Genomic DNA, 22,340 nt, shown 5'->3' on the forward strand with positions numbered 1-22,340 from the left:
TTTCCCTAGGGTTTCAAGCCTAACCGAGGCCCAAACCCATGCAAAAAATGCATGTGATGCCCCGCGGCGACACATGCGGGTGATTTCTACGTGATTTCCGGGAAAAATTTCACGGAGCCGGCGGCTATGCTTGGGCTGTGGCCCATCCCCCAAATCCCTCCTCTTCCCTGCCCACGGCTGAGACCCCTGCTTCATCGCCGGACGGGGCGCTGGCGCTGCTGCGGCAGATCGCCTCAAATATTGACGCCATGCTCTGGTCCTGGGACCCGCAAACTGGCCGCATCACCTATACCAACCCGGCGTTCGAGGCGTTCTGGGGCCTGTCGGCCGACACCCTGGCAGACCGGCCCTGGCAATGGCTGGAGCATGTGGACCCGATAGACCGCGAGCGGGTGCTGAGCCTGCAGACCAGCCCCCTCAAGCGCAGCGAAGAGTACAGGGTCATACGGCCGCAGGGCGGCAACGCCCGGCTGAGCCAGCGCGCACTGCCCATGCACAGCCCTTCGGGGCAGTTGCTGCGCGTCATCCACCTGGCCAACAACATCACCTGGCAGCTCGACACCTCCAAGCAGCTGCGTGTGGAGATCGGCCGGCGCAACGACTCCGAGGCCAAGTACCGCGCGGTGGTGGAAAACGTCAGCGAGGGCATTCTTGTCACGGCGGCCGGGCGCATCCTGTATGCCAACCCCAAGGCGCTGGAGCTGACCTCGCTGGACGAGGAAACCGCCAAGTCCCGGCCCTTCATCGAATTCATCCACCCCGACGACCGCGAGAAGGTGCTGAGCAACCACATGAAGCGCCTGCGCGGCGAGCCGGTGGAGAACTACTACCAGTTTCGCGTGCAACACAGCCGCAGCGCCATACGCTGGCTGGAGATCAGCGCGGTGATGTTTGAATGGCAGGGCGCGCCCGCCACGCTCAACTTCCTGACCGATGTCACGCGCAAGCGCCAGGCAGAGGAAGACATGCGCAAGGCGCTGGCGCACGAGCGCGAGCTGTCGGAGCTGAAGTCACGGTTTGTCGCCGTGACATCGCACGAGTTCCGCACACCGCTGGCCGCCATCCTGTCGTCCGTGGAGCTGCTGGACGCCTACGGGGCCAGCTTTCCGGCCAGCGAACGCCGGGAGCTTCTGGGGCAAATCAAGACGGCGGTGGCCCGCATGAACAGCATGGTCGAGCAGGTGCTGTTGACCAGCCGCCTGGAGCTGGGCAAGTTCCAGTTCGAAGCCGCACCGCTGGCAGTGCCCGACTGGCTGGTGCAGGTGATGGGTGAGCTGGAGCGCGGCAACCCGCAGGCCGCGCGCGTGTCGCTGACCTGCGACGGCCTGGACGCGCCGCGCACGGCGGACCAGCAGTTGCTGCGGCACATCGTGGTCAACCTGCTGGGCAATGCACTGAAATATTCGGACCCGGACACGCCGGTGCAGTTTGCCGTTCGCGGCGTGGGCGACCAGATCCACCTGCGCATCACCGACCACGGCATCGGCATCCCGGAAGCCGACCTGCCGCGGCTTTTCGGCAGCTTTCACCGCGGCACCAATGTCGGCAATATTTCCGGCACCGGCATCGGCCTGCACATCGTGAAGGAATGCGTTGACCTGCACCAGGGGCAGATTGAAGTCACCAGCCGGCCCGGACAGGGCACGACATTCACCGTGCGCCTGCTGGCGCCGCTGGCCTGACGCACCCCGCCCGGCGCCGGCGGTTTTGCCGTTTCAGGGGCCTTTTTTCCGGTGGTAGGTCAGCGCCGCCTGAATGCAGAACGACAAGGCATCCCGCGGCAGTGGATCGGCCGCATCGAGCACGATGGCCCGGTTGCCCTCATAACGCAGCTCGCCCGGAAACAAGGTGCGGAAGGTGTCCACCAGCGTGGTGTTGCAATTGAAGTACAGGGCGTACTGCGACGGGCTGGACTTGACCGGCCCCAGGCGGACGGTGCTGCCGCTTTTGCTGACTGACGTGAGGTAGGCCGGCTCGCCCCACTTGAGGGTTTCCTCCAGCTCGCCCACGCCGGGTGTGGCCGATGCCGTGTCCAGGATCAGCGTGCGCAGGGCCAGCAGCTTGCGCCGCAGCGCCGGTGGGTAGGCCGCGAAGGTCTGCGCGACGGCTGCGTTTTCGATCTGCTTCACAAGCGGCTCCGGTTCATCTGCTGATGCCATGCGCAATCTAGCGCATGGGCGCAAGGTCGCGCAAGCTAAAACTCCAGCAAGGAAGAGATCGAAACATCTTCCCGCACAATGGGCGGGTGAACATCCAGCTCCTTTCCGATCTGCACCTTGAATCCAATCCCCACTTCACAGCGCAGCCCGTGCCCGGTGCCGACCTGCTGGTGCTGGCGGGCGACATCGGCTCCTACCAGAAGGGCTCGTTGCTGGACGAATTGAATATCGGCGACTTTGGCCTGGCGCGGTTTTCACCGTTGCCGGCAGAGCGCGGCGGCGCCGGCTGGCCGACGCCGGTGCTGTTTGTCCCGGGCAACCACGAATACGACGGCCTGGACTTTGATGAAACCCATGTGCGGCTGCGCGAAACCTGCGAGCGCCTGGGCATGGTCTGGCTTGAGCGTGAAACCGTGGTGCTGCAGGGTGTGCGTTTTGTGGGCAGCACGCTGTGGACCGACTTTGACGCCCTGAGCGCAGGCCAGGCCCAGGCATCGGACATTACGCCGGGCGAGCAATTGAAAGCTCGCGAAAAAGCATTCCGCGCCGCCAACTTTTACCTCCAAAAAAACCATTCCTTTCGCGATGGCCAGCCACTGCTGGCGGCCGATGTGCGCGAAGAGGGCCTCAAAAGCCAGGCCTGGTTGCGGCAGGCACTGGCCGTACCCTTTGAAGGGCCTACCGTGGCCGTGACGCATTTCGCCCCCAGCTTGCTGAGCGCCGACCCGCGCTATGGCCTGGTGCCGGGTACAGCGGGCTTTTGTAATGCGCTGGATGACCTGCTGCCGCTGGCCGACCTGTGGCTGCATGGGCATCTGCATTGCGTAATTAATTACATCAGCCGCGGCTGCCGCGTAGTGGCGAACCCGCTGGGTTATGCACGCAAGCATGAACAGGACGGGTTTTTACCCGACTTGCTGATCCGCGTCGGCCAATAGCACTCAAGCACTCAGTCGTCCTCTTATGTGCGTGGTGCCGGCGTGCCGCTGGTGACTAAAGTCGTAGCGCCGCAGCGCACACGGCGGCGGCATTTTTTTGAACTTCCTGCGCATCGCGTAACCCAACCACGACCGGCAACGCGGAACCCAAGGGTCAGCACGAAGGTGATAACACTTTGTTCCAATTGTTGGTTTGCGCACTGTTCGGCTTGCATGTATCTTGCATGAAGGGTTCATGCAGGACTTCCTGTACCGCACCCGCATTGGGGAGAGCACCATGAAAAGCAACGTGTCCTATCTTGGCGCCTGGCTGGTTGCCGTCGGCCTTGCGTTTGCGTTTGCGTTCGCGTCGCCCAATGAGGCCAGCGTGATGGGGCACATGCCGGCCTTCATGGCGCAAACACTGCTGCGCCAGCCGGTCAACGTACCGGATGGCTTGCCCTCTGACCGCACCCTTGCACTGATCACCTTCCAGCGCGGCCAGCACGTCCAGGCCGAGAGCTGGATCCAGGGGCTGAACCTGCGTAACGACTCGTCCATCGCGTGGATGCGCATGCCGATCGTCAATGACCCCGGCACACCGACGGGGCGCAGCGCCGTCGAAAACAGGTTGCTCAAGCACTACACGGCCGACACCGAGCGCGCCAGGCTGGTGCCGGTGTTCACCGACCGGGCCAGTTTTGTGCGCGCGGCCGGCCTCAACGGCACGGACCAGGTCTACGCCGTGGTGGTCAACCGCCAGGGTGAAGTGCTGGCGCGGGTTGAAGGTCAGTTCGACGCAGATAAAGCGCAGACGCTGCGCGAAACTCTGCGCTCGCAGAGTTTCTAGACTAGCCCCCACGGTCGCTCACTTCGTGTAGCTCCCTGCCCCCCGAGGGGGCCGCCCGCCTGCGGCCCGGCAAAGCCGGTTCCGCGGCTCATGCTGGCTTGAAGATTCGGTGAATACGGCCAGTGATGGAGGTATTTCACCAATGGGGGCCGAGGGCCCGGCTTCGCCGGCCCCAGGCGCCGCCCCCTTGAGGGGGGAACAGGCTACACGCAGTGAGCCTGGACGGGGGTACTACAAAGTCCTCTCACCCAACGTGAAATAGAACGTGGCGCCCTGCCCCAGTGCTGACTGGGCCCAGACCTTCCCGCCATGCCGTGCCACGATGCGGTGCACCGTGGCCAGCCCAATGCCGGTGCCGGCGAACTCCGACAGCGAATGCAGGCGCTGGAACGCGCCAAACAGCTTCTCCGCATAGGCCATGTCAAAGCCGGCGCCCTTGTCCTGGACAAAATAAACCGTCTCTCCGTCTTCCCCGATCTCATGGCCGAAGGTGATTTCGGTGCGCTCCTGGTTGGCGCTGAATTTCCAGGCGTTGCCCAGCAGGTTGTCCAGCAACTGCATGAGCAGGCGCGGGTCACCCTGCCCCGTCAAACCCGCTTCAACATGGAGATCCACCGGCCTTTCGGGCTCGCGTTCACGGTAGCCATCAAGGATGCCCTGGACCAGCGCGCTGAGGTCGACCGGCTCCCAGCGCAGGCTTGAGCGCGACACCTGTGCCAGCGTCAACATCGCATCGATCAACTCCCCCATTTGCCCCACCCCGGCCCGTATGCGCGCCAGGTAATGCCGGCTGCGCTCCGACAGCGGTGTGCTGTCGGACTTGTTCATGGCACGCTGCAACAGGTCGCTGAATCCGTCGATGGCACTCAGCGGGCTGCGCAGGTCATGGGACACGGAATAGGAAAACGCTTCCAGTTGTTTGTTGGCAAATTCGAGCTGCGCGGTGCGCTGCTGCACGCGCTCTTCCAGGCTGGCGTTGAGCCGCAAAATTTCTTCACGCGCACGCCGGCGTTCTCGGATATCGGTGTTGATGCCGAGCACCCCGTTGACCTTGCCTTCTTCGTCGCGCACCACCGTCCAGCGTGCTTCGATGGCCACCGTTGAACCATCTCTGGCGTGCTGCTCCAGTTCACCGGTCCAGTCCCCTTCATTGGCCAGCGTGCGGGCCATGGCGTCCACAAGCACCTGGGGATCCTCGTACATGAACTCTTCCATCGATTTTCCCAGCACTTCTTCGGCCGTCCAGCCGTAAAGGCGTTCGGCACTCTTGTTCCAGAAACGTATGGTCCGGTCCAGGTTGCGGACCATGATGGCATCCTGGGCCCTGTCCAGCAGCGAGGCCTGTTCGCGCAGTTTGACTGCGGCCTGGCGCGCCGCCTCCTGGCTGCGCTGGCGCTCCAGCCGTTCTCTCAAGCTGACGATGCCGAATGCCAGGTTGTCGGCAAGCTCCTGCAGAAGCTTGATTTCTTCAGGGGTGAAGTGCTGCGCTTCGGCCGAATAAAGGCACAGCACACCAAAACTGCGGCCCCCTTCGCGCAAGGGCAGGCAGACCGCGCTCCGGTAGCCTCGCTTCATCGCGTCGGCATGCCAGTAGAAGTGATTTTCAGCCTGACCGATGTCGCCACTTTGCTGGGGCAGCCCCGTGCGAATGGCCTGGCCCGCGGGGCCCTGGCCCGTGACCTGGTCATCGCGCCAGGTCAAGCGGATCACCGTCAGGTAGCCACCCTCGTTACCGGCGTGCACCATGGGCTGTATGGTGCGCGCTTCGTCGTTCTGCGCATACCCGACCCATGCCATGCGGTAGCTGCCCACGTCGACGGCGACACGGCAGACTTCGGCCAACAGGGCCTCCTCGTCTTCGATCCGGTTGATGGCGATGCTGGACTGGCTCAGCATCTGCAGGGCCCGGTTGGTGTTTGCGAGCGCCAGGTCGGCAAGCTTGCGGTCGGTAATGTCGCGCGCGGTGCCCACCACACGTTCGAGCACGCCCGACGCATCGAGCACCGGATAGGAGTGGTCGTGTATCCACCGGAGCTTGCCGTCCGTGGACAGGATGCGGTATTCGATGTCGGAGGATTCGCCGGTTCGGTTGCGCTTCCTGGCGAGCTTCAGCAAAGGCTGATCCTCCGGCAGCGCCGCGTCGGCATATGACAGGGGGTTGGCATACAGGCTCTCGCGGCTGCGCCCCCACACCTTCTCATAGCCGGGGCTGATATAGAGAAGCTGGCCCGAGCGGGGATCCACGTTGTAAAAAACGTCGTTGATGTTTTCTGCAAGCTCACGAAAGCGCGCTTCGCTGCTGACCAGCGCCGCCTCGGCGCGGGCACGTACCAGCGCAATGCCGGCCAGCCGCGCCGCGGTGGCGATCAGCTCCAGGTCGTGCGCCTGGGGGGCACACGGATAGCGGTGGTAGATGGCAAACGTCGCCAGCGGCTCGCCAGTGGTAGACACCACGGGATGCGACCAACAGGCGCGCAGGTTGTGCGTGGCCAGGAGTTCGCGATAGTCTTTCATCAACGGATCCAGCTGGGTGTCTTCCACCACGACCATCTCGTTGCGAAACGCCGCGGTACCGCAGGCGCCCACCCCTTCACCAACCGGCAAGCCTTCAATGGCCTGGTTGTAGCTGTCCGGCAGGCTGGGCGCTGCACCCAGGCGCAGGTGCTGGCCATCCAGCAGCAGGATCGAGCACAGGCTGTCCGGGGAACTCGTCTCAATTAATTGCACCACGGCTTCGAGCGAGCGCTGCAGGGGCGCGCTCCCGGCAATCAGTGCCAGCACCTGTTCCTGTGCCTTCGCGAATTCTTCGGCGGCCTTGGCTTTGGTGATGTCGTTGAACACCGCGACGCCACCCACCAGCGTGCCGTCGTCACCGCGTAAGGGCCGGGTGCTCATGCGGAGCACCCGGTCTTCGGCGCCGGGCCTGCGAAATAGCAGGTCCCAGTTGTCGGTACTGACGCCGCGGGCAGCGCGTGTCAGCGGCCGTTCAGCTTCCGGCAAGTGGGTTTTGCCGTCAAGCATCAGTAGCTCATGGCTGCGCCGCCATTCCTCGACCCGCATGCCAGGGCCCGGTGTAGCCGCATTGAAGAGCTTGCGGGCCGTCGCGTTGAACACCAGGAAGCGGCCTTCGGTGTCCGCTGCGATTACACCCTCACTCATGCTGTTGAGAATGAGGTCGAGCAGGGAGCGCTCCTTGTCCACACGGCTGAGCGCGGCATCAAGCTCTTCCTGCCGCGCCTGAAGCGAGCCGGCCATGCGATTGAAAGTCTGCCCGATATCGCCAAGCTCCCCTTGGTACAACGGACCCAGCCTGACACGCGCCCCGAGATTGCCCTCTGCAACCTCATTAGCTTCTTTCAGAATCGCCTTGGCCGGGTTGACGATCAGGCGGTTGCCCATCCACCACGCACAGGCTGCGCTTGCCACGGCCACGGCGAGCAAGGCCGCCAGCTCCGAAAGCAGGTTGTCGCGGCTTTCCGCGCCGATGATTTCCTGCGGGACACTGACCGCCACAAATAGCCCATCGCGGCCTTCGACGGGAACCGGCGCAAAAGCGTAGACCCGCTGGCTTCCCTGCGCATCAGGCGCATGCAGTACGCCCAAGTGGCGAGTTTGCACTCCCTGGCGTACGGCGGAATCCGGGTGCTGCCGGCCCAGCCAGGAAGGCGCCTGCGGGGAAACAGCCAGAACCACGCCATCCCGGTCAAGCACCGTCAGCCTTGCACCCGGCATCATGGACGCGGTGGTCAAGGGTTCTGCGAGCGCCTTCAGGCCCAGGGAGGCAAAGGCCACGCCGCCCATGGCGCCGGAATCGGTGTGGACCGGTATGGCGAAGATCAGGCCCGGCAGGCCACTGCTGCGGCCAATGCCGTAAGTCCCGATGGCAAAACGCTGCCCGGCCATGATTTGCAGGAAAAATGGCCGGTCGTCTTCCTGGATACTGCCGGGAAGAAGGCCCAGTGAGCTGCAGACCAGCCGGCCGTCCGGCGCAGCAACGCCCACATGGGTGAACTCGGGGTGCTCCCGATGGATATTTTTAAGCTGTTGCCCGCACAGTCCGGGCTCGCGGCTTTTGATATGAGGCGCACTGGCCAGGCCGTTGAGAAGCTCATGGACCTTGTCCACCGTGCGCTGCTGGTGTGTGGCGAGCAGCGCGACCTGGGCCTGCAGGTCAACCTGCGCATGTTCCAGCGCAGTCCGGTGACCTTGTTCGGCGTAATACGCGAGCAAGCCGAACAGCGGGAGCAGCGCGAGCAGCACCAGCAAAACCAGACGGGTACGCAGCCCCAGCCATCCCAGCATTCGTTACCTCGTGCCTTTCACTGCAATGCAGCGCCAAGCGCGCATCAGGTCACAGTGTGCGGAAGCCGCTGCCTTTTGTAAATGGGATTACTCCCCTGCCTGTCTTTGTCAGCGAGTGAAACAGCGACACCGTACGGCCGCCCTGATGTCCCCGTCGGCCAGTCATGCGCGGCCATCACGCAATGCTCGCCTCGTGTGATCAGGTCACCAACGACTGCGCTGCAGACTGCTTGAGTGCGGCGGTGAGCGCGTCCAGCACTTCAGACTCGAGGTTCCAGCAATGCCAGTAGAGCTGGATGGGCAAGGTGTAGCTGGACGCCACGTTGACGAGCTGGCCTGTATCAATCAGTCCTTGCGCCAGCAGGCGCGGCACCACGCTGACGCCCCAGCCCGCCAGCACCGCCCTGACCATGCCTTCCGATGACGGCACAAAGAGCTGGTTGAGGGTGACGCGCTTGAGCCCGAAAGCTTTGCCGACGAAATCGACCGGCAGTTCGTCTTTGCGGTTGAACGCGATAAAAGGCACATCGCGAAAGTTGTACTGCGTCAGGGCGGCTGCATCCTGCTTCCCGCCCAGGCCAAGCCGCCTTTGCGCAAACTCCGGCGTGGCCACCGCGATGTACTGCATCGCGCCCAGCGGTTCCACCTTGCAGCCGCGCAGCGCCTGCTTGAGCGTGGTGACGCAGCCCAGCACCTGGCCTTCACGCAGCCACTCGTGGGTGAAGTTCTGGTCGTCATGGATGATCTCCATGGGCAGGCCCTGCTGCGCCAGGTCGGTCAGCGCCGGCAGGGCCCAAGTGGCAATGCTGTCGGCATTGATGGCGATGGAAATGCGCTCTTCCTCACGCGCACCACCAAGCGAGCTGGGCGCCAGCTCTTTCAGGTCGCGCTCAAGGTCGGCACGCAACAGGCGCAGCATCTTGGTGTGTTTCAGCAGCAGCTGACCGGCTGAAGTAGGTTTGAGCGGCCTGCTGCGCACGATCAGCACGGTGCCGACCTGGGCCTCCAGTGCACGCAGGCGCTGCGACACCGCCGACTGCGTGATCGACAGGCGCTGGGCCGCCCGCTCAAAGCCGCCCTCTTCCACGATGGCTGCCAGGCATTCGAGCGCATCCGGATCAAAAGTGCTCATGCAGAGCCTCCTTTGTATTAGTTGTTCTGATGTTTTCACTGATAGTTTAATTTTTCTATTAATTGAAAGCAACATCCTTCACACTTGAAAGCTGTAAAGGGGCTTGTATGAAAGTAGTGGTTTTGGGAGCGGGAATCATCGGCGTCAGCACTGCCTGGCACCTGCTGGAGCGCGGCCATGAGGTAACTGTGGTGGACCGGCAGCCCGGAGCCGCCCTGGAAACCAGTTTTGGCAATGCCGCACAGATTTCGGTCAGCTATTGCGAACCCTGGGCCAACAAGGACGCCCCCCTGAAGGCCCTGAAATGGATGTTTCGCAACGATGCGCCCCTGCTGTTCCGGCCGCAATTGCCCTTCGGCGATGGCTGGCAGCAATGGCGCTGGGGCCTGCAGTTTCTGTCGCAATGCAACGACGCCGCGTTTGAGCGCAACGTGCAGCAGCTGGTGGCCCTCGGCGCTTACAGCCATATCGCGCTCAAGGAGGTGGTCAGGGCCACCGGCATTGAATACAACCGGCTGGAGCGCGGCATCGCGCACTACTACACCGACCAGAAGTCGTTCGATACCGCCGGTGAAGCGGCGGCGCTGATGCAGAAGTACGGCGTGGCGCGCCGCGTGGTGAGCACGGCCGAGTTGCTGGGCATAGAGCCGGCCTTCAAGGCATTTGCGCACCGCATCGTGGGAGGCACTTATACCGCCAGCGACGAAAGCGGCGACGCGCGCGTCTTCACCCAGGCGCTGGCACAGCGCTGCGCCGACAAGGGCGTACGCTTTCTCTACGAACACAACATCGAAGGACTGGAAAAGTCCGGTGGAGCGGTCCAGTCGGTCGCCGTCCGGGCACGCACCGTGCCGGGCAGCAGTGAGAGTCCCGTCATGAAACTCAAGGCCGACGAGATCGTGGTGGCTTGCGGTTCGTACACGGCGCCGCTGTTGCGCTCGGTGGGCGTTGACCTGCCGATCTATCCGGGCAAAGGCTACAGCGCCACCTTCAAGCTGCTCAAGCCGGAACTTGCGCCCTTCGTCAGCACCATTGACGACGAGGTCAAATGCGCCATGAGCCGCCTCGGCGATCACTTGCGCGTGGCCGGCACCATCGAAGTCGGCGGCTACGACCTTTCGCTGGACACACCGCTGGCCAGGGCGCGCTGCAAAATGCTGGCCGACCGCATCGAAGAAGTGCTGCCGGGCGTGTGCGACACCCGCCTTGAAGAACAGGGCGGTACGCCGAATTTCTGGACCGGCCTGCGTCCCGCCACGCCCACCAACATTCCCTACATCGGCAAGACCAAAGTCGGCCGCCTGTGGGTGAATGCCGGACATGGCACACTGGGCTGGACGCACGGCGCCGGGTCGGGCAAGGCCATGGCCGAGCTGATCTGCGGGGAGGTTCCGGCCATGGATTTCGGTTTTTATGGGCTGGCCCGAGCGCGCGGCAGCCTGGAACCTGAAACCGCCTGATCCGCACCTGCCTGTTCAGGCCGCATGCTGGTCCAGCGTGCGTTGTGCGTGGTCGCGCAGCGCGGTGCGCAGCGCAGGTGGCTCCTGGATTTCGAAAGCAAATGGCAACCGCGAAAGCTGTCTGGCGAACCACGGGATGTGGTCGGTCTGGCTGTGCAGCAGCACGCCTTCGTCACTGGGCTGGAACACGCCAATGCTGTCGGGGAGTTCCATTTGCGCCGTCTGCAAATCGGTGTGCAGCAACAGGCGCACGGTGTTTGTGCGCGGCATGGTGGCCAGCCCCAGGACGAGATGCTGCGCGGCGTTGAAATCTGCCGGCGGCGTAAACACCACATTGAGCGGCCGGACTTCCTGCACACGGTCCAGGCGGAATGAGCGCAGCGCCCCGCGCAGATGGCACCAGCCCACCACGTACCAGCGGCCGCGGCGAAATGCCAGGCCGTAGGCGTCAAAGTCTCGCTCGGTGACATCGTCGTCGGCTGAACGGTACGCCATGTGCACACGCTGCCAGCCATGCGCTGCGGTGCTCAAGGCCAGCAACGCCGTGTTGTCGCCGGGGGCCACCGCATGGCGCATGTCCAGCGTCACGGTTTCACCAAGCGCACGGACGCGGTTTTTCAGCTGGTACGGCATCACGCGTTCCAGCTTGGCCTGCGCGCTTTCCGCGGCAGGCGCTGCCTCAGCCAGCCCCAGGCCGCGCGCGGCGAGCAGGCCCAGCGACAGGGCCAGCGCTTCGTCGTCGGTGAACATCATCGGCGGCAGCTTGAAGCCGGCGATCAGGCTGTAGCACCCGTAGCGGCCACGCTCAGCCACCACCGGGATGCCCAGGTCTTCCAGCTTGGCGATGTAGCGGCGCAGGGTACGGCCATCCACCTGCAGCCGCCGCGCCAGCTCGGCACCGCTCAGCCGGCCGTGGGACTGCAGCAGTTCCAGGACGGTGAGCACGCGCGTGGTGGGGGAATACATGGTGAAAAGTCTACCGCTTAATTAGGGCCGAAACAGCCCTATTACCTTTTTAGACTGGTTTTCACATATCCACTGCGGTGCCACAAGCACTTCAAGCCATGACCACCACCCTGACTCATACACCGGACCTTGCCGAGCTCGCCGACGGGCGCCACGATTTCAATTTCATCACCGGGCGCTGGCTGGTCAGCAACAAGCGTCTGCGCCGGCGACTGGAGGGCTGTACCGACTGGGAAAGTTTCGAAGCCGTGCAGGACGGCGCGCTGCTGCTGGGCGGGCTCGGCAACATGAACGACCTTGTCACCGAAAACAAGGAAACCATCGGCATGGCCTTGCGGTTTTTCAATCCGCAAACGCGGTTGTGGAGCATTTACTGGGTCAGCCACAACAACGGCCTGCTGCAGCCGCCGGTGACCGGTTCGTTTGCCGACGGCGTAGGCCGGTTTGAGGGAAACGACAGCCATGAAGGCCGGCCCGTGCGGGTTCGCTTCACCTGGTCCGGCATCACACCTACCCACGCCCGCTGGGAACAGGCCTTTTCGGAAGACGGCGGCCGCCACTGGGAAACCAATTGGGTGATGAGCCTGTCACGCCCCGCTTACCACGCGGTACACCGCTAGAAACAAACAGGCTCATTGATGGACCACTTCGCACACCTCTGGCTGTTTTTCCTCATGGTGCTGGGCATCATCATCCTGCCCGGCATGGACATGGCGTTCGTCATGGCCAGCTCATTGACCGGCGGGCGCAGGGCCGGCCTCTTCGCCGTCGCGGGCATTGTGGCGGGCGGTATTTGCCACGTCGTGGCAGGCGCGCTGGGGCTGGGCATTCTGCTGCAACTGGTTCCGGGCATGGTCAATGTCATGCTGGTGGCGGGCAGCCTGTATATCGCCTGGATCGGGTGGTCACTGATGCGCAGCACGTCTGTTTTCGGCGCTTTGCCCGACATCGAGCCGCCGTCCCCGTGGCGCACCTTCCGGCAAGCCGCACTCACCTGCCTGCTCAACCCGAAAGCCTACCTTTTCATGCTGGCCATCTTTCCGCAGTTTTTGCGGCTGGAATACGGCTCGCTCTGGGTTCAGGCTGTGGCGCTTGGATTGATCATCGCCATTACCCAAAGCGGCGTATACGGTTCGCTGGCGCTGGCTGCCGCGGGTACCCGGCGATGGCTGGCGCAGCGGCCGGGCGCCAGTGTTGCCATGGCGCGCGCCGTGGGTGCCGTGCTGATCGCCGGCGCATGCTTCACGGCGTGGCAGGGCTGGCGGCAGTTTTAGGGTTGGCGCCCTCGGGCCATGCCGGCCCCTTGAGTTCCACAGTGTTGCCTTCGGGGTCGTTGAGATAAATCGAAGGCCCTTCGCCCTCGGCGCCATAGCGCGACTCCACCTTGCCTGCCTCAACGCCGTGGGCCGCCAGGTGGCGGCGAATGGCCTCCGCGTCGAAGGGCTCGACACGAAAGCACACATGGTCGACGTTGCGGCCCTCCTTGCCTGGAGCCGCGCCGCCGGCCCGGCCCAGCGTGCCATCCACCGGCACCAGATCCACCAGCGAACGCCCGGCACGCAGTTGCACCAGGCCGATTTCGTCCTGCCGGCGTTCCAGGCTGCAGCCCAGCACCTGCTGGTAAAAGCGCAGCATGCCCTGCAGATCTGTGACCCGAAGGACGATGTGGTCGATGTCGCGAATATGGATCATGGCGAGGAAGGCTCCAGTGAGGCTGCGTTTTATCGCTTTATTCTGGCACGCGGTACCCAGACCCTGTACAAGCAAAGGCCTGCATCAGCCAGTACCATGGCCGCCATGAATCCGAACCCCCGATTTCTTTTTCTTGCCACCTCCACACGCGAGCCCGGTGCGTTGGGCAACACCGAGTGGCTGGCGCAGCAAGCCGCCGCCGCACTGCCGGCCGGCACGCCCCAGGCCTGGCATCACCTGTCCCGCATGCGGATGCCGCTGTTTGTCGATCAGCGCCACACCACGGGTCAGTACGCCATGCCGGAAGGCGACATGAAGATGCTGCTGGACGCCACGATGGACGCCACCGACATTGTGTTTGTGGCCCCGGTGTACTGGTACAGCATTCCGGCGCCGCTGAAGATTTACCTCGACCACTGGAGCGCCTGGATGCGCGTGCCCGGCCTGCCCTTCAAGGACGAGATGGCGAAAAAAACCTTGTGGCTGATTACCACCAGCGGCGACCGCGCCAAAGCGCAGCCCATGGTGGACTCAATCAGGCTCTGCGCGCAGTTCATGGCCATGAACTACGGCGGCGAACTGTGGGGCAAAGGCGGGCCACCCGACGCCGTCAAAGCCGATGCCGCCGCCACGGCACAAGCCGCGACGTTCCTGGCCGCTTGAGCCGCGCGGGCTTCGCGCAGGCAAGGTGGCCGTTTCCTACAAACGCTGCCTTTTCGGGCTGACAGCCCTGCCGGGGGGCGGGGCCGACAGTAGGTGCCATGACATCTTCCAAATCCGCTGCCGCACGGCAAAACACCCTGGAGCAACCCGTCTCGGGCAAGGGCATGCCGGCGAAAACTCCGCGCGTCCAGAGCTCACGTCCTGAGCAGGCGGGTTCGCCCAAAGACACCTCCGTCGAGGCCAGCCTGGGACTGCCTCACGAGCGCGACCAGTCCGTTGACATGACGGGCGGGCAATCCAGTGCCGAAGTCGAACAAGCAGGGCGCGATCTGCGGCGGGGGTTGAAAGACACCAGCAAGGGCCCTGAAATGGGCCGCGCCTACAAGAAGCTCAAGTCCTAGCGCAAGCCCAGATGGCCCTCCCGGTGGCGGCCCTCACCCGGGCGCATCGCTGCTTGCCAACTCACAGTCACCCTTTAGTGCTATTGTTTTAATAGCTGCTTGCGCATGACCCATGGGCGCCGCAAGCCCTATTGACTTAAACAATGACGTACTGAACCGCATCAGCCTTCCGGCGCCGAAGCCTGAAACCCCGCGCCACGACACGGCCCTCATCGCCCCCCTACAACGCATCACAGTGCCTGAATTTGATTTGAAATGATCAAAAATTTCGTTATCATGAATTGTTTTGTAAATTTATATACATCCAGTTTTACTTCCAATCCTGATGGCGACATTCCCTGGCAACCCTTCAATGGCACAGCGTATTGGGCGTTTGTTGCCAACGCTGACCCGCTCGCACCGGCAAATGGCCGACTATGTGCTGGCCCACCCTTTGCAAGCGGCCACCATGCCCATCGACGAGCTGGCCGCCACGCTGGGGGTTTCGGTGGCCACCGCCAACCGGTTCGCCCGGGCGCTGGAATTTGACGGCTATCCGCAGTTCCGCGCCGCGCTGGTGCTGGGCTTCGAAGCCACGCTGGCCCCGGTGGAGAAGCTGCGCAACAAGCTGGAGCATTCCGCCACGGTGGCCGACGTGTTTTCATCCGCCCTGGCGCAAAGCCTGCACAACATCGACCTGACACGGCAGTCGCTGGATGCCCAGAGCTGCGAGCAGGCGGTGGCGGCGATCCTGAAGGCACGGCGCATTTACATTGCCGGCTTTGGCAGCAGCAGCTGGCTGGGCGGGCTGCTGCAGCGCTCGCTGGACCCTTACTGCGACAACGTCCAGCTCCTGGCCAGCATCGAGAGCTCGTCCTACGGCGCGCGCGTGCTGGCGCGCCTCAAGCCCGAGGACCTGCTGATCGCCATTGCCTACCCGCGCTATTTCGGCGACACCATCTTGCTGGCGCGCCGCGCACGCGATGCCGGTGTGCCGGTGCTGGCGCTGACGGACCGCGTAACGTCGCCGCTGGCGCCGCTGGCCACCGTCGCGCTGTACGCCCATACCGAGAGCCAGTATTTTGCGAACTCCGAAGCCACCGTCCTGGCCTTGATCGAAGCTTTGTGCAGCGCGGTCGCCCACAGCGCCAAAGGCTCGCTCAAGGCGGCAACGCAACTGGCCGAGTCGGTACTGCCCTGGCTGCACGGCAACCATGCCGAACGGCTGCGCCCTGATGCCGATGCTGCAGCGCCCGCCCTCCGCAAGGCCCGCACCCCACCGAAATTGCCAAAGGCTTCCAAGTGACACTGTCCAGGCCTCTTCCCCTTATTGCCATCCACGGCGGCGCCGGCACGATGAGCCGCAGCCACATCAGTGCAGAGCAAAACGCGGCTTATCACGCTGCCCTGCAGGGCATCCTGCGGCCCGCGCAGCAATTGCTGGCCGGCGGCGGCAGCGCACTGGATGCGGTCAGCCTCGCGGTGGAGCTCCTCGAAGACTGCCCGCTCTTCAATGCCGGGCATGGCGCTGTCTTCACCCACGACGAGACCCATGAGCTGGACGCGGCAGTGATGGACGGCGCCACTTTGCGCGCCGGTGCGGTGGCCTGCGTGAGCCGTGTACGCAGGCCGGTGCGCGCAGCGCGTGCCGTGATGGAGCGCAGCGAGCATGTGCTGCTGGTTGCGGCCGGCGCCGAAGCCTTTGCCGAAGAGCAGGGGCTGGAGATGGTTTCACCCGATTATTTTTCTACCGATGCACGCCGCGAGCAGCTGCGGCGCGCGCTCGCCACCGATAAAGCGGTGCTGGATCACGATGGTGCGGCGCTCGTGTTCCGCTCGCCCGCAGCCGGCGCTGCGCCCCTGGACGAAGGCCGAAAATTCGGCACTGTGGGCGCCGTGGCCCTGGATGCGCTTGGCAACCTGGCCGCCGCCACCTCCACCGGCGGCATGACCAACAAACGCGCCGGCCGGGTGGGCGACACGCCCCTGATAGGTGCCGGCACCTATGCCGACAACCGCACGGCCGCCATTTCCTGCACCGGCGCGGGCGAAATGTTCATACGCACTGCAGCGGCCTATGACATCTGCGCGCGCATGGCTTATGCCGGCATGCCGCTGGATGCGGCCGCCCGGGAGGTGGTCATGAACGTGCTGCCGGCCCTAGGCGGGCGGGGTGGCCTGATTGCCGTCGATGCACAGGGCAACCTGAGCCTTCCCTTCAACACCGAAGGCATGTACCGCGGCTGGGCCCGCGTGGGCGAAGCGCCGGTGAGCGCCATTTACGCAGGCGAAGCCGACGAAAGCGCCGCATGACCGCTTTGCCCGGACTCCTGGATGACATGACGCGCGCCGGTACGGTGCCCTGCGCACAGGGCACGCCCACTGCCGGCCGCCAGCGCGTGATCGAGGTCAATGACCTCAGCGTGAGCTTTGCCAGCGAACAGCGCACCGTGCATGCGGTGCGGCGCCTCAGCTTTCACGTCGACGCCGGGGAAACGCTCGCCATCGTGGGTGAATCAGGCTCCGGCAAATCGGTGTCATCGCTAGCCCTCATGCGCCTGGTGGAGCAAGGCGGTGGCCGCCTGGGCAACGGCAGCATGTGGCTGACGCGCCGCAACGGCGAGCGCCTTGACCTGGCGCAGGCCTCGCAATCGCAGATGCGCAGCCTGCGCGGCGCCGACCTCGCCATGGTGTTCCAGGAGCCCATGACCTCGCTCAACCCGGTGTTCACGGTGGGCGAGCAGATCGCCGAATCGATACGCCTGCACCAGGGGCTTTCACGCAAGGCAGCGCTGGCCGAAGCGCTGCGCATGCTTGACCTGGTTCGCATTCCGGAAGCCAAAAACGTGCTGGGACGCCATCCGCACCAGCTGTCGGGCGGCATGCGCCAGCGCGTGGTGATTGCGATGGCGCTGGCCTGCAAGCCCACGCTGCTGATCGCCGACGAACCCACCACGGCGCTGGACGTGACCATCCAGGCGCAGATCCTCGCGCTGATCCAGCAGCTGCAGCGTGAGCTGGCGATGGCGGTGATCTTCATCACCCACGACATGGGCGTGGTGGCCGAAATTGCCGACCGCGTGCTCGTGATGTACCGCGGCGACAAGGTCGAAGAAGGCGACTGCGCCGGCCTCTTTGCCAGGCCGCAACAACCCTACACCCAGGCCCTGCTGGCAGCGGTGCCCCGGCTGGGCGCTATGCACGGGCAGGACCTGCCGGCGCGCTTTGCGGTGCCGGGTGCGCCGCAGCGCAAAGATGACGAAGGCGGCCAACCCTTCAGCGCCGCAAGCACCGTGCGCCATGACTTGCCGCCTGTCCTCAAGGTGCAGGACCTGGTCACGCGTTTTCCGCTGGCGGGCGGCCTGCTCGGGCGCGTGCGCCGGCAGGTATATGCAGTGGAGCAGCTCAGCTTCGAACTCAAGGCCGGTGAAACGCTGTCGCTGGTGGGCGAATCAGGTTGCGGAAAGTCCACCACGGGCCGCTCGCTGGCGCGGTTGCTGGAATTCAACAGCGGGCAGGTTGAGGTCGCGGGGCGCGACATCTCGGCGCTCAAGGGCCGGGCCCTGCAGGCGCTGCGCCGTGATATCCAGTTCGTGTTCCAGGACCCCTTTGCATCGCTTGACCCCCGGCTGACGGTCGGCTATTCGGTCATGGAACCCATGCTGATACACAAGCTCGCATCACCCCAGGAGGCGCAGGAACGCGTGCGCTGGCTGCTGGGCAAGGTGGGCTTGCCGGCCGAAGCGGCCCATCGCTATCCGCACGAATTCTCCGGCGGGCAACGCCAGCGCGTGGCGATTGCGCGGGCACTGGCGCTCAACCCCAAGGTGGTGATCGCCGACGAAGCGGTGTCGGCGCTGGACGTGTCGATCCGCGCGCAGATCATCAACCTGATGCTGGACCTGCAGCAGGAATTCGGCGTCGCCTTCCTGTTCATCTCGCACGACATGGCGGTGGTCGAGCGTATCAGCCACCGCGTGGCCGTGATGTACCTGGGCCAGATCGTGGAAATCGGCCCGCGCCGCGCCGTTTTCGAGAACCCGCAACACGCCTACACCCGGCGCCTGCTGGCCGCCGTGCCGGTTGCCGACCCGGCCCGCCGCAGCGCCGTGCGCGAACTCATGGCCGACGAGATTCCCAGCCCCATACGCGCCGTGGGCGACGCGCCGCAAGTGGCGCCGCTGCACCAGGTGGCGCCGGGGCATTTCGTGGCTCGGCATTCGGTGGGAGGCCCCTATTGACCCCACCCGTTGCACCGCCGCCTCTCCGTTTTGTCTTCTCGTCCCTCTTGCTTACCCCTCGTTTCCTTTCAAGGAGTTTTTCATGAACAAGCGTCTTTCCACCCTCACTGCCGCGCTGGCCGGTCTGATCGGCCTGGCAGGTCTTGCCGCCGCGCCGGCCCATGCCGCCAAAGACGTGGTCGTGGCCGTCCAGTCCAATTTCACGAGCACCGATCCGTATGACTCCAACGACACGCTGTCGCAGGCCGTGGCCAAATCTTTCTATCAGGGCCTCTACGGCTTCGACAAGGACATGAAGATGGTGCCGGTGCTGGCCGACAGCCACACGGTGAGCAAGGACGGGCTGGTCTACACCTTCAAGCTCAAGTCCGGCATCAAGTTTCATGACGGCACGCCTTTCAATGCAGAGGCCGTGAAAGTCACTTTCGAACGCGTGACCAATCCCGACAACAAGCTCAAACGCTACAACCTCTACAAGAACATTGCCAAGGTCGAGGCCGTGGACTCCACCACCGCGCGCTTTACCCTCAGGGAGCCGTTCTCGCCCTTCATCAATACGCTGGCCCACCCCTCAGGCGTGATCATTTCGCCCGCGGCATTGGCCAAGTACGGCAGCAAGGGCATTGCGCAGAACCCCGTGGGCACAGGCCCCTTCAAGTTCGTCGAATGGAAGGCCACCGACTACCTGAAAGTTGCCAAGTGGGAAGGCTACTGGAAAAAGGGCTACCCCAAGGTGGACAGCATCACCTGGCGCCCTGTGGTCGACAACAACACGCGTGCGGCCATGATGCAGACCAACGAAGCGCACTTCGCCTTCCCGATGCCGCCCGAAACGGTGGAAAGCCTGTCGAAGAAGCCGAGCCTGGAGGTGACGAGCGCGCCGTCCATCATCCATCGCTACCTCTCGATGAACACGCAGCAAAAGCCTTTCGACAACCCGAAGGTGCGTGAAGCCATCAACTACGCCATCAACAAGGAGGCGCTGGTCAAGGTGGTGTTCTCGGGCTATGCGATTCCCGCCGAAGGCGTGGTACCCCACGGTGTGGAATACGCCGCCAAGCTGGGCCCCTGGCCTTACAACCCGGCCAAGGCGCGCGAGCTGCTGAAGGAAGCCGGCTACCCCAACGGTTTCGAAAGCACCCTGTGGTCAGCCTACAACTACACCACCGCGCAGAAGGTGATCCAGTTCGTGCAGCAGCAGCTGGCCCAGGTCGGCGTCAAGGTACAGGTGCAGGCGCTGGAAGCCGGTCAGCGCGTGGAGCGCGTGGAGAGCGCGCAGGACCCCGCAACGGCTCCGGTGCGCATGTACTACGTGGGCTGGTCGTCATCCACCGGCGAAGCCGATTGGGCACTGCGCCCACTGCTGGCCTCCGAGTCCCTGCCGCCCAAGATGTTCAACACCGCCTACTACAAGAACCCTGAAGTAGACGCCGACATCGCCAGGGCGCTGGTCACCACCAGCGGCGCTGAAAAGGCGAAGCTGTACACCGACGCCCAGCAGCGCATCTGGAAAGACGCACCCTGGGCCTTCCTGGTGACGGAGAAACTGCTGTCAGTGCGTGCGCGCAACCTGGCCGGCTTTTATGTGATTCCGGACGGCAGCTTCAACTTCGACGACGTGGAACTGAAGTAACCCCGGCCGCAGCAACAGCAATCTGAAGAAACCCGCTCCTGCATGACCCTCTATCTCCTCAAGCGCCTGCTGGGCCTGCTGCCGACGCTGCTGATCGTGGCCGTGCTGGTGTTCCTGTTCGTGCACCTGCTGCCCGGCGACCCGGCACGCCTGGCCGCCGGACCCGATGCCGGCCCCGAAACCGTGGAGCTGGTAAGGCGCGACCTGGGGCTGGACCTGCCGATGCCGCAGCAGTTTGTGCGCTTTTTCAGCCACGCGCTGCAGGGTGACTTCGGTCTGTCCATCCGCACCAAGCGGCCCGTGGCCACCGAGATCTCCGAGCGTTTCGCACCCACCTTCTGGCTCACCATTGCGGCCATGAGCTGGTCGGTGCTGCTGGGGTTGGTGCTGGGCATGGTATCGGCCGTGTGGCGCAACCGCTGGCCCGACCGGCTGGGCATGTCGCTGGCGGTCTCGGGCATCTCGTTTCCGTCGTTCGCGCTGGGCATGTTGCTCATGCAACTCTTTTCGGTGCAGCTGGGCTGGCTGCCCACCGTCGGGGCCGACTCGTGGCGGCACTACATCCTGCCGTCCCTCACGCTGGGCGCGGGTGTGGCGGCCGTGATGGCGCGCTTCACGCGCAGTTCCTTCATCGACATCCTCAAGGAAGACTATGTGCGCACGGCACGCGCCAAGGGCCTGTCCGAAACCGTGGTGGTGGTCAAGCACGCGCTGCGCAATGCGCTGATCCCGGTGGTCACCATGATGGGCCTGCAGTTCGGTTTCCTGCTGGGCGGTTCCATCGTCGTCGAGGTCGTGTTCAACTGGCCCGGCATGGGCCGGCTGTTGGTGGACGCGGTAGAGATGCGGGACTACCCCGTGATCCAGGCGCTGGTGCTGTTGTTCTCGCTCGAATTCATCCTGATCAACCTGGTGGTGGACCTGCTCTACGCCATCATCAACCCGACCATCCGCTTCAAGTGACTACCACCGAACACCCACACGCTGCCATCGCAAGTGAACCTCTGCCTCCGGAAAGCGCACCTCTCGCCATGGAGCGACCCGGCGCAGAAACCGGCGTACCCATGGCCGCCCTTGCCGTGCGCACGCCTGCCTCCGAGTTCTGGCGGAAATTCAAGAACCAGCGCGTTGCCCTGGTGGCCGGCGGTTTCGTGCTGCTGCTGGTGCTGGTAGCCGTGTTCGCACCCTGGCTGACGCCTTTTGATGCGGAGAACTTCTTCGACTACGACGCGCTGAACACGCCGCCATCAGCCAAGCACTGGTTCGGCGTGGATGCGCTGGGGCGCGACATCTTCAGCCGCATCCTGATGGGCGCGCGCATCTCCCTGGCCGCGGGCCTGGTCTCGGTGGCCGTAGGCGCCGTGATCGGCACGCTGCTGGGCTTGCTGGCCGGTTACTACGAAGGCTGGTGGGACCGCATCGTCATGCGCATGTCCGACGTGCTGTTTGCCTTTCCCGGCATCTTGCTGGCCATCGGGATCGTCGCGATCCTGGGCAACGGCATGATCAACGTGATCATGGCTGTGGCTGTGTTCAGCGTGCCGGCGTTTGCGCGCCTGGTGCGCGGCAATGTGCTCTCGCTCAAGCACCAGACCTACATCGAGGCGGTGCGCTCCATAGGCGCGCCCGACTCGGTCATCATGCTGCGCCATCTGCTGCCGGGCACGGTGTCTTCGGTAGTGGTGTATCTCACCATGCGCATCGGCACCTCCATCATCACGGCGGCCAGCCTGTCTTTCCTGGGCCTGGGCGCGCAGCCGCCCACGCCGGAATGGGGCGCCATGCTCAATGAGGCGCGCGCCGACATGCTCAATGCGCCGCATATCGCGCTGTTTCCCAGCCTGGCCATTTTCCTGACCGTGCTGGCCTTCAACCTGCTGGGCGACGGCCTGCGCGATGCGCTGGACCCCAAACTTGACCGCCAGTAACCGGGGCAAGGCCGCGT

General features: G+C 64.2%; 19 protein-coding genes. 14 read left to right on the forward strand and 5 right to left on the reverse strand.

What is annotated here, in order from left to right:
• Nucleotides 1-137 precede the first annotated feature (137 nt).
• A complete protein-coding gene (locus AC1DU8_RS20105) occupies nucleotides 138-1,682 on the forward strand; it encodes a sensor histidine kinase (RefSeq protein WP_477666998.1) in 1,545 nt (514 codons plus the stop codon).
• A gap of 33 nt (nucleotides 1,683-1,715) precedes the next feature.
• Here the strand turns inward: AC1DU8_RS20105 and AC1DU8_RS20110 are convergent, their stop codons facing one another.
• A complete protein-coding gene (locus AC1DU8_RS20110) occupies nucleotides 1,716-2,129 on the reverse strand; it encodes a DUF1801 domain-containing protein (protein WP_457281779.1) in 414 nt (137 codons plus the stop codon).
• A 116-nt stretch (nucleotides 2,130-2,245) separates the two neighbouring features.
• On the opposite strand from AC1DU8_RS20110, the gene AC1DU8_RS20115 reads away from it, so the two are divergent.
• Together AC1DU8_RS20115 and AC1DU8_RS20120 are read left to right on the forward strand one after the other, a co-directional pair.
• Entirely contained in the window at nucleotides 2,246-3,097 is an 852-nt protein-coding gene (locus AC1DU8_RS20115) for a metallophosphoesterase (RefSeq protein ID WP_457281780.1), read from the forward strand.
• 277 nt (nucleotides 3,098-3,374) lie between these two features.
• Nucleotides 3,375-3,926 carry a hypothetical protein gene (locus tag AC1DU8_RS20120; protein ID WP_457281781.1) on the forward strand — a complete coding sequence of 184 codons (552 nt, stop codon included), beginning with the start codon at nucleotides 3,375-3,377 and terminating at the stop codon, nucleotides 3,924-3,926.
• Between the two features lie 231 nt (nucleotides 3,927-4,157).
• On the opposite strand, the gene AC1DU8_RS20125 is transcribed toward AC1DU8_RS20120, so the two are convergent.
• Nucleotides 4,158-8,228, reverse strand: coding sequence for a PAS domain S-box protein (locus tag AC1DU8_RS20125; protein ID WP_457281782.1), 4,071 nt, complete (start codon nucleotides 8,226-8,228; stop codon nucleotides 4,158-4,160).
• A gap of 199 nt (nucleotides 8,229-8,427) precedes the next feature.
• The gene (locus AC1DU8_RS20130) at nucleotides 8,428-9,360 is read right to left on the reverse strand and encodes a LysR family transcriptional regulator ArgP (RefSeq protein WP_457281783.1); all 933 of its coding nucleotides are present in this window, start codon (nucleotides 9,358-9,360) and stop codon (nucleotides 8,428-8,430) included.
• A gap of 107 nt (nucleotides 9,361-9,467) precedes the next feature.
• Here AC1DU8_RS20130 and AC1DU8_RS20135 point away from each other — a divergent pair, with 107 nt between their 5' ends.
• A complete protein-coding gene (locus AC1DU8_RS20135; protein ID WP_457281784.1) occupies nucleotides 9,468-10,820 on the forward strand; it encodes a D-amino acid dehydrogenase in 1,353 nt (450 codons plus the stop codon).
• A 15-nt stretch (nucleotides 10,821-10,835) separates the two neighbouring features.
• Here AC1DU8_RS20135 and AC1DU8_RS20140 read toward each other — a convergent pair whose 3' ends face one another.
• Nucleotides 10,836-11,786, reverse strand: a complete 951-nt coding sequence (locus tag AC1DU8_RS20140; protein ID WP_477670328.1) for a helix-turn-helix transcriptional regulator — start codon at nucleotides 11,784-11,786, stop codon at nucleotides 10,836-10,838.
• A gap of 98 nt (nucleotides 11,787-11,884) precedes the next feature.
• On the opposite strand from AC1DU8_RS20140, the gene AC1DU8_RS20145 reads away from it, so the two are divergent.
• Nucleotides 11,885-12,406 carry a hypothetical protein gene (locus AC1DU8_RS20145; RefSeq protein WP_457281786.1) on the forward strand — a complete coding sequence of 174 codons (522 nt, stop codon included), beginning with the start codon at nucleotides 11,885-11,887 and terminating at the stop codon, nucleotides 12,404-12,406.
• A gap of 18 nt (nucleotides 12,407-12,424) precedes the next feature.
• Nucleotides 12,425-13,060: a LysE family translocator gene (locus AC1DU8_RS20150; RefSeq protein WP_457281787.1), complete on the forward strand. Its 636-nt coding sequence runs from the start codon at nucleotides 12,425-12,427 to the stop codon at nucleotides 13,058-13,060.
• Here AC1DU8_RS20150 and AC1DU8_RS20155 read toward each other — a convergent pair.
• A complete protein-coding gene (locus tag AC1DU8_RS20155; protein WP_457281788.1) occupies nucleotides 13,029-13,478 on the reverse strand; it encodes a VOC family protein in 450 nt (149 codons plus the stop codon). The two genes, AC1DU8_RS20150 and AC1DU8_RS20155, sit on opposite strands and share 32 nt — an antisense overlap.
• Nucleotides 13,479-13,574: 96 nt before the next feature.
• On the opposite strand from AC1DU8_RS20155, the gene AC1DU8_RS20160 reads away from it, so the two are divergent.
• The 8 genes from AC1DU8_RS20160 to gsiD all read left to right on the forward strand — a co-directional run bounded on the left by AC1DU8_RS20160 (nucleotide 13,575) and on the right by gsiD (nucleotide 22,323).
• Nucleotides 13,575-14,141: a flavodoxin family protein gene (locus AC1DU8_RS20160; RefSeq protein WP_457281789.1), complete on the forward strand. Its 567-nt coding sequence runs from the start codon at nucleotides 13,575-13,577 to the stop codon at nucleotides 14,139-14,141.
• A gap of 98 nt (nucleotides 14,142-14,239) precedes the next feature.
• Entirely contained in the window at nucleotides 14,240-14,542 is a 303-nt protein-coding gene (locus tag AC1DU8_RS20165; RefSeq protein WP_457281790.1) for a hypothetical protein, read from the forward strand.
• Between the two features lie 325 nt (nucleotides 14,543-14,867).
• Entirely contained in the window at nucleotides 14,868-15,827 is a 960-nt protein-coding gene (locus tag AC1DU8_RS20170; RefSeq protein WP_457281791.1) for a MurR/RpiR family transcriptional regulator, read from the forward strand.
• Complete coding sequence (locus tag AC1DU8_RS20175; RefSeq protein ID WP_477727182.1) at nucleotides 15,824-16,834, forward strand: isoaspartyl peptidase/L-asparaginase family protein; 1,011 nt, start codon at nucleotides 15,824-15,826, stop codon at nucleotides 16,832-16,834. The genes AC1DU8_RS20170 and AC1DU8_RS20175 overlap by 4 nt, the downstream gene beginning before the upstream one ends.
• 26 nt (nucleotides 16,835-16,860) lie before the next feature.
• Nucleotides 16,861-18,762, forward strand: a complete 1,902-nt coding sequence (locus AC1DU8_RS20180; RefSeq protein ID WP_477727219.1) for a dipeptide ABC transporter ATP-binding protein — start codon at nucleotides 16,861-16,863, stop codon at nucleotides 18,760-18,762.
• 82 nt (nucleotides 18,763-18,844) lie between these two features.
• The gene (gene gsiB / locus AC1DU8_RS20185; RefSeq protein ID WP_457281793.1) at nucleotides 18,845-20,395 is read left to right on the forward strand and encodes a glutathione ABC transporter substrate-binding protein GsiB; all 1,551 of its coding nucleotides are present in this window, start codon (nucleotides 18,845-18,847) and stop codon (nucleotides 20,393-20,395) included.
• Between the two features lie 42 nt (nucleotides 20,396-20,437).
• A complete protein-coding gene (gene gsiC / locus AC1DU8_RS20190) occupies nucleotides 20,438-21,358 on the forward strand; it encodes a glutathione ABC transporter permease GsiC (protein ID WP_457281794.1) in 921 nt (306 codons plus the stop codon).
• Nucleotides 21,359-21,426: 68 nt separating this feature from the next.
• A complete protein-coding gene (gene gsiD / locus AC1DU8_RS20195; RefSeq protein WP_477727183.1) occupies nucleotides 21,427-22,323 on the forward strand; it encodes a glutathione ABC transporter permease GsiD in 897 nt (298 codons plus the stop codon).
• The last annotated feature ends 17 nt before the right edge of the window (nucleotides 22,324-22,340 follow it).

The sequence above is a fragment of the Polaromonas sp. P3_A5 genome (assembly GCF_056403055.1).

Bases quoted from the DNA above. Each gene is read 5' to 3' on its own strand.
- AC1DU8_RS20120 (WP_457281781.1), top strand. From the start codon at position 3,375: ATGAAAAGCAACGTGTCCTATCTTGGCGCCTGGCTGGTTGCCGTCGGC.
- AC1DU8_RS20125 (WP_457281782.1), bottom strand. From the start codon at position 8,228: ATGCTGGGATGGCTGGGGCTGCGTACCCGTCTGGTTTTGCTGGTGCTG.
- AC1DU8_RS20130 (WP_457281783.1), bottom strand. From the start codon at position 9,360: ATGAGCACTTTTGATCCGGATGCGCTCGAATGCCTGGCAGCCATCGTG.
- AC1DU8_RS20135 (WP_457281784.1), top strand. From the start codon at position 9,468: ATGAAAGTAGTGGTTTTGGGAGCGGGAATCATCGGCGTCAGCACTGCC.
- AC1DU8_RS20140 (WP_477670328.1), bottom strand. From the start codon at position 11,786: ATGTATTCCCCCACCACGCGCGTGCTCACCGTCCTGGAACTGCTGCAG.
- AC1DU8_RS20145 (WP_457281786.1), top strand. From the start codon at position 11,885: ATGACCACCACCCTGACTCATACACCGGACCTTGCCGAGCTCGCCGAC.
- AC1DU8_RS20150 (WP_457281787.1), top strand. From the start codon at position 12,425: ATGGACCACTTCGCACACCTCTGGCTGTTTTTCCTCATGGTGCTGGGC.
- AC1DU8_RS20155 (WP_457281788.1), bottom strand. From the start codon at position 13,478: ATGATCCATATTCGCGACATCGACCACATCGTCCTTCGGGTCACAGAT.
- AC1DU8_RS20160 (WP_457281789.1), top strand. From the start codon at position 13,575: ATGGCCGCCATGAATCCGAACCCCCGATTTCTTTTTCTTGCCACCTCC.
- AC1DU8_RS20165 (WP_457281790.1), top strand. From the start codon at position 14,240: ATGACATCTTCCAAATCCGCTGCCGCACGGCAAAACACCCTGGAGCAA.
- AC1DU8_RS20170 (WP_457281791.1), top strand. From the start codon at position 14,868: ATGGCGACATTCCCTGGCAACCCTTCAATGGCACAGCGTATTGGGCGT.
- AC1DU8_RS20180 (WP_477727219.1), top strand. From the start codon at position 16,861: ATGACGCGCGCCGGTACGGTGCCCTGCGCACAGGGCACGCCCACTGCC.
- gsiB (WP_457281793.1), top strand. From the start codon at position 18,845: ATGAACAAGCGTCTTTCCACCCTCACTGCCGCGCTGGCCGGTCTGATC.
- gsiC (WP_457281794.1), top strand. From the start codon at position 20,438: ATGACCCTCTATCTCCTCAAGCGCCTGCTGGGCCTGCTGCCGACGCTG.
- gsiD (WP_477727183.1), top strand. From the start codon at position 21,427: ATGGAGCGACCCGGCGCAGAAACCGGCGTACCCATGGCCGCCCTTGCC.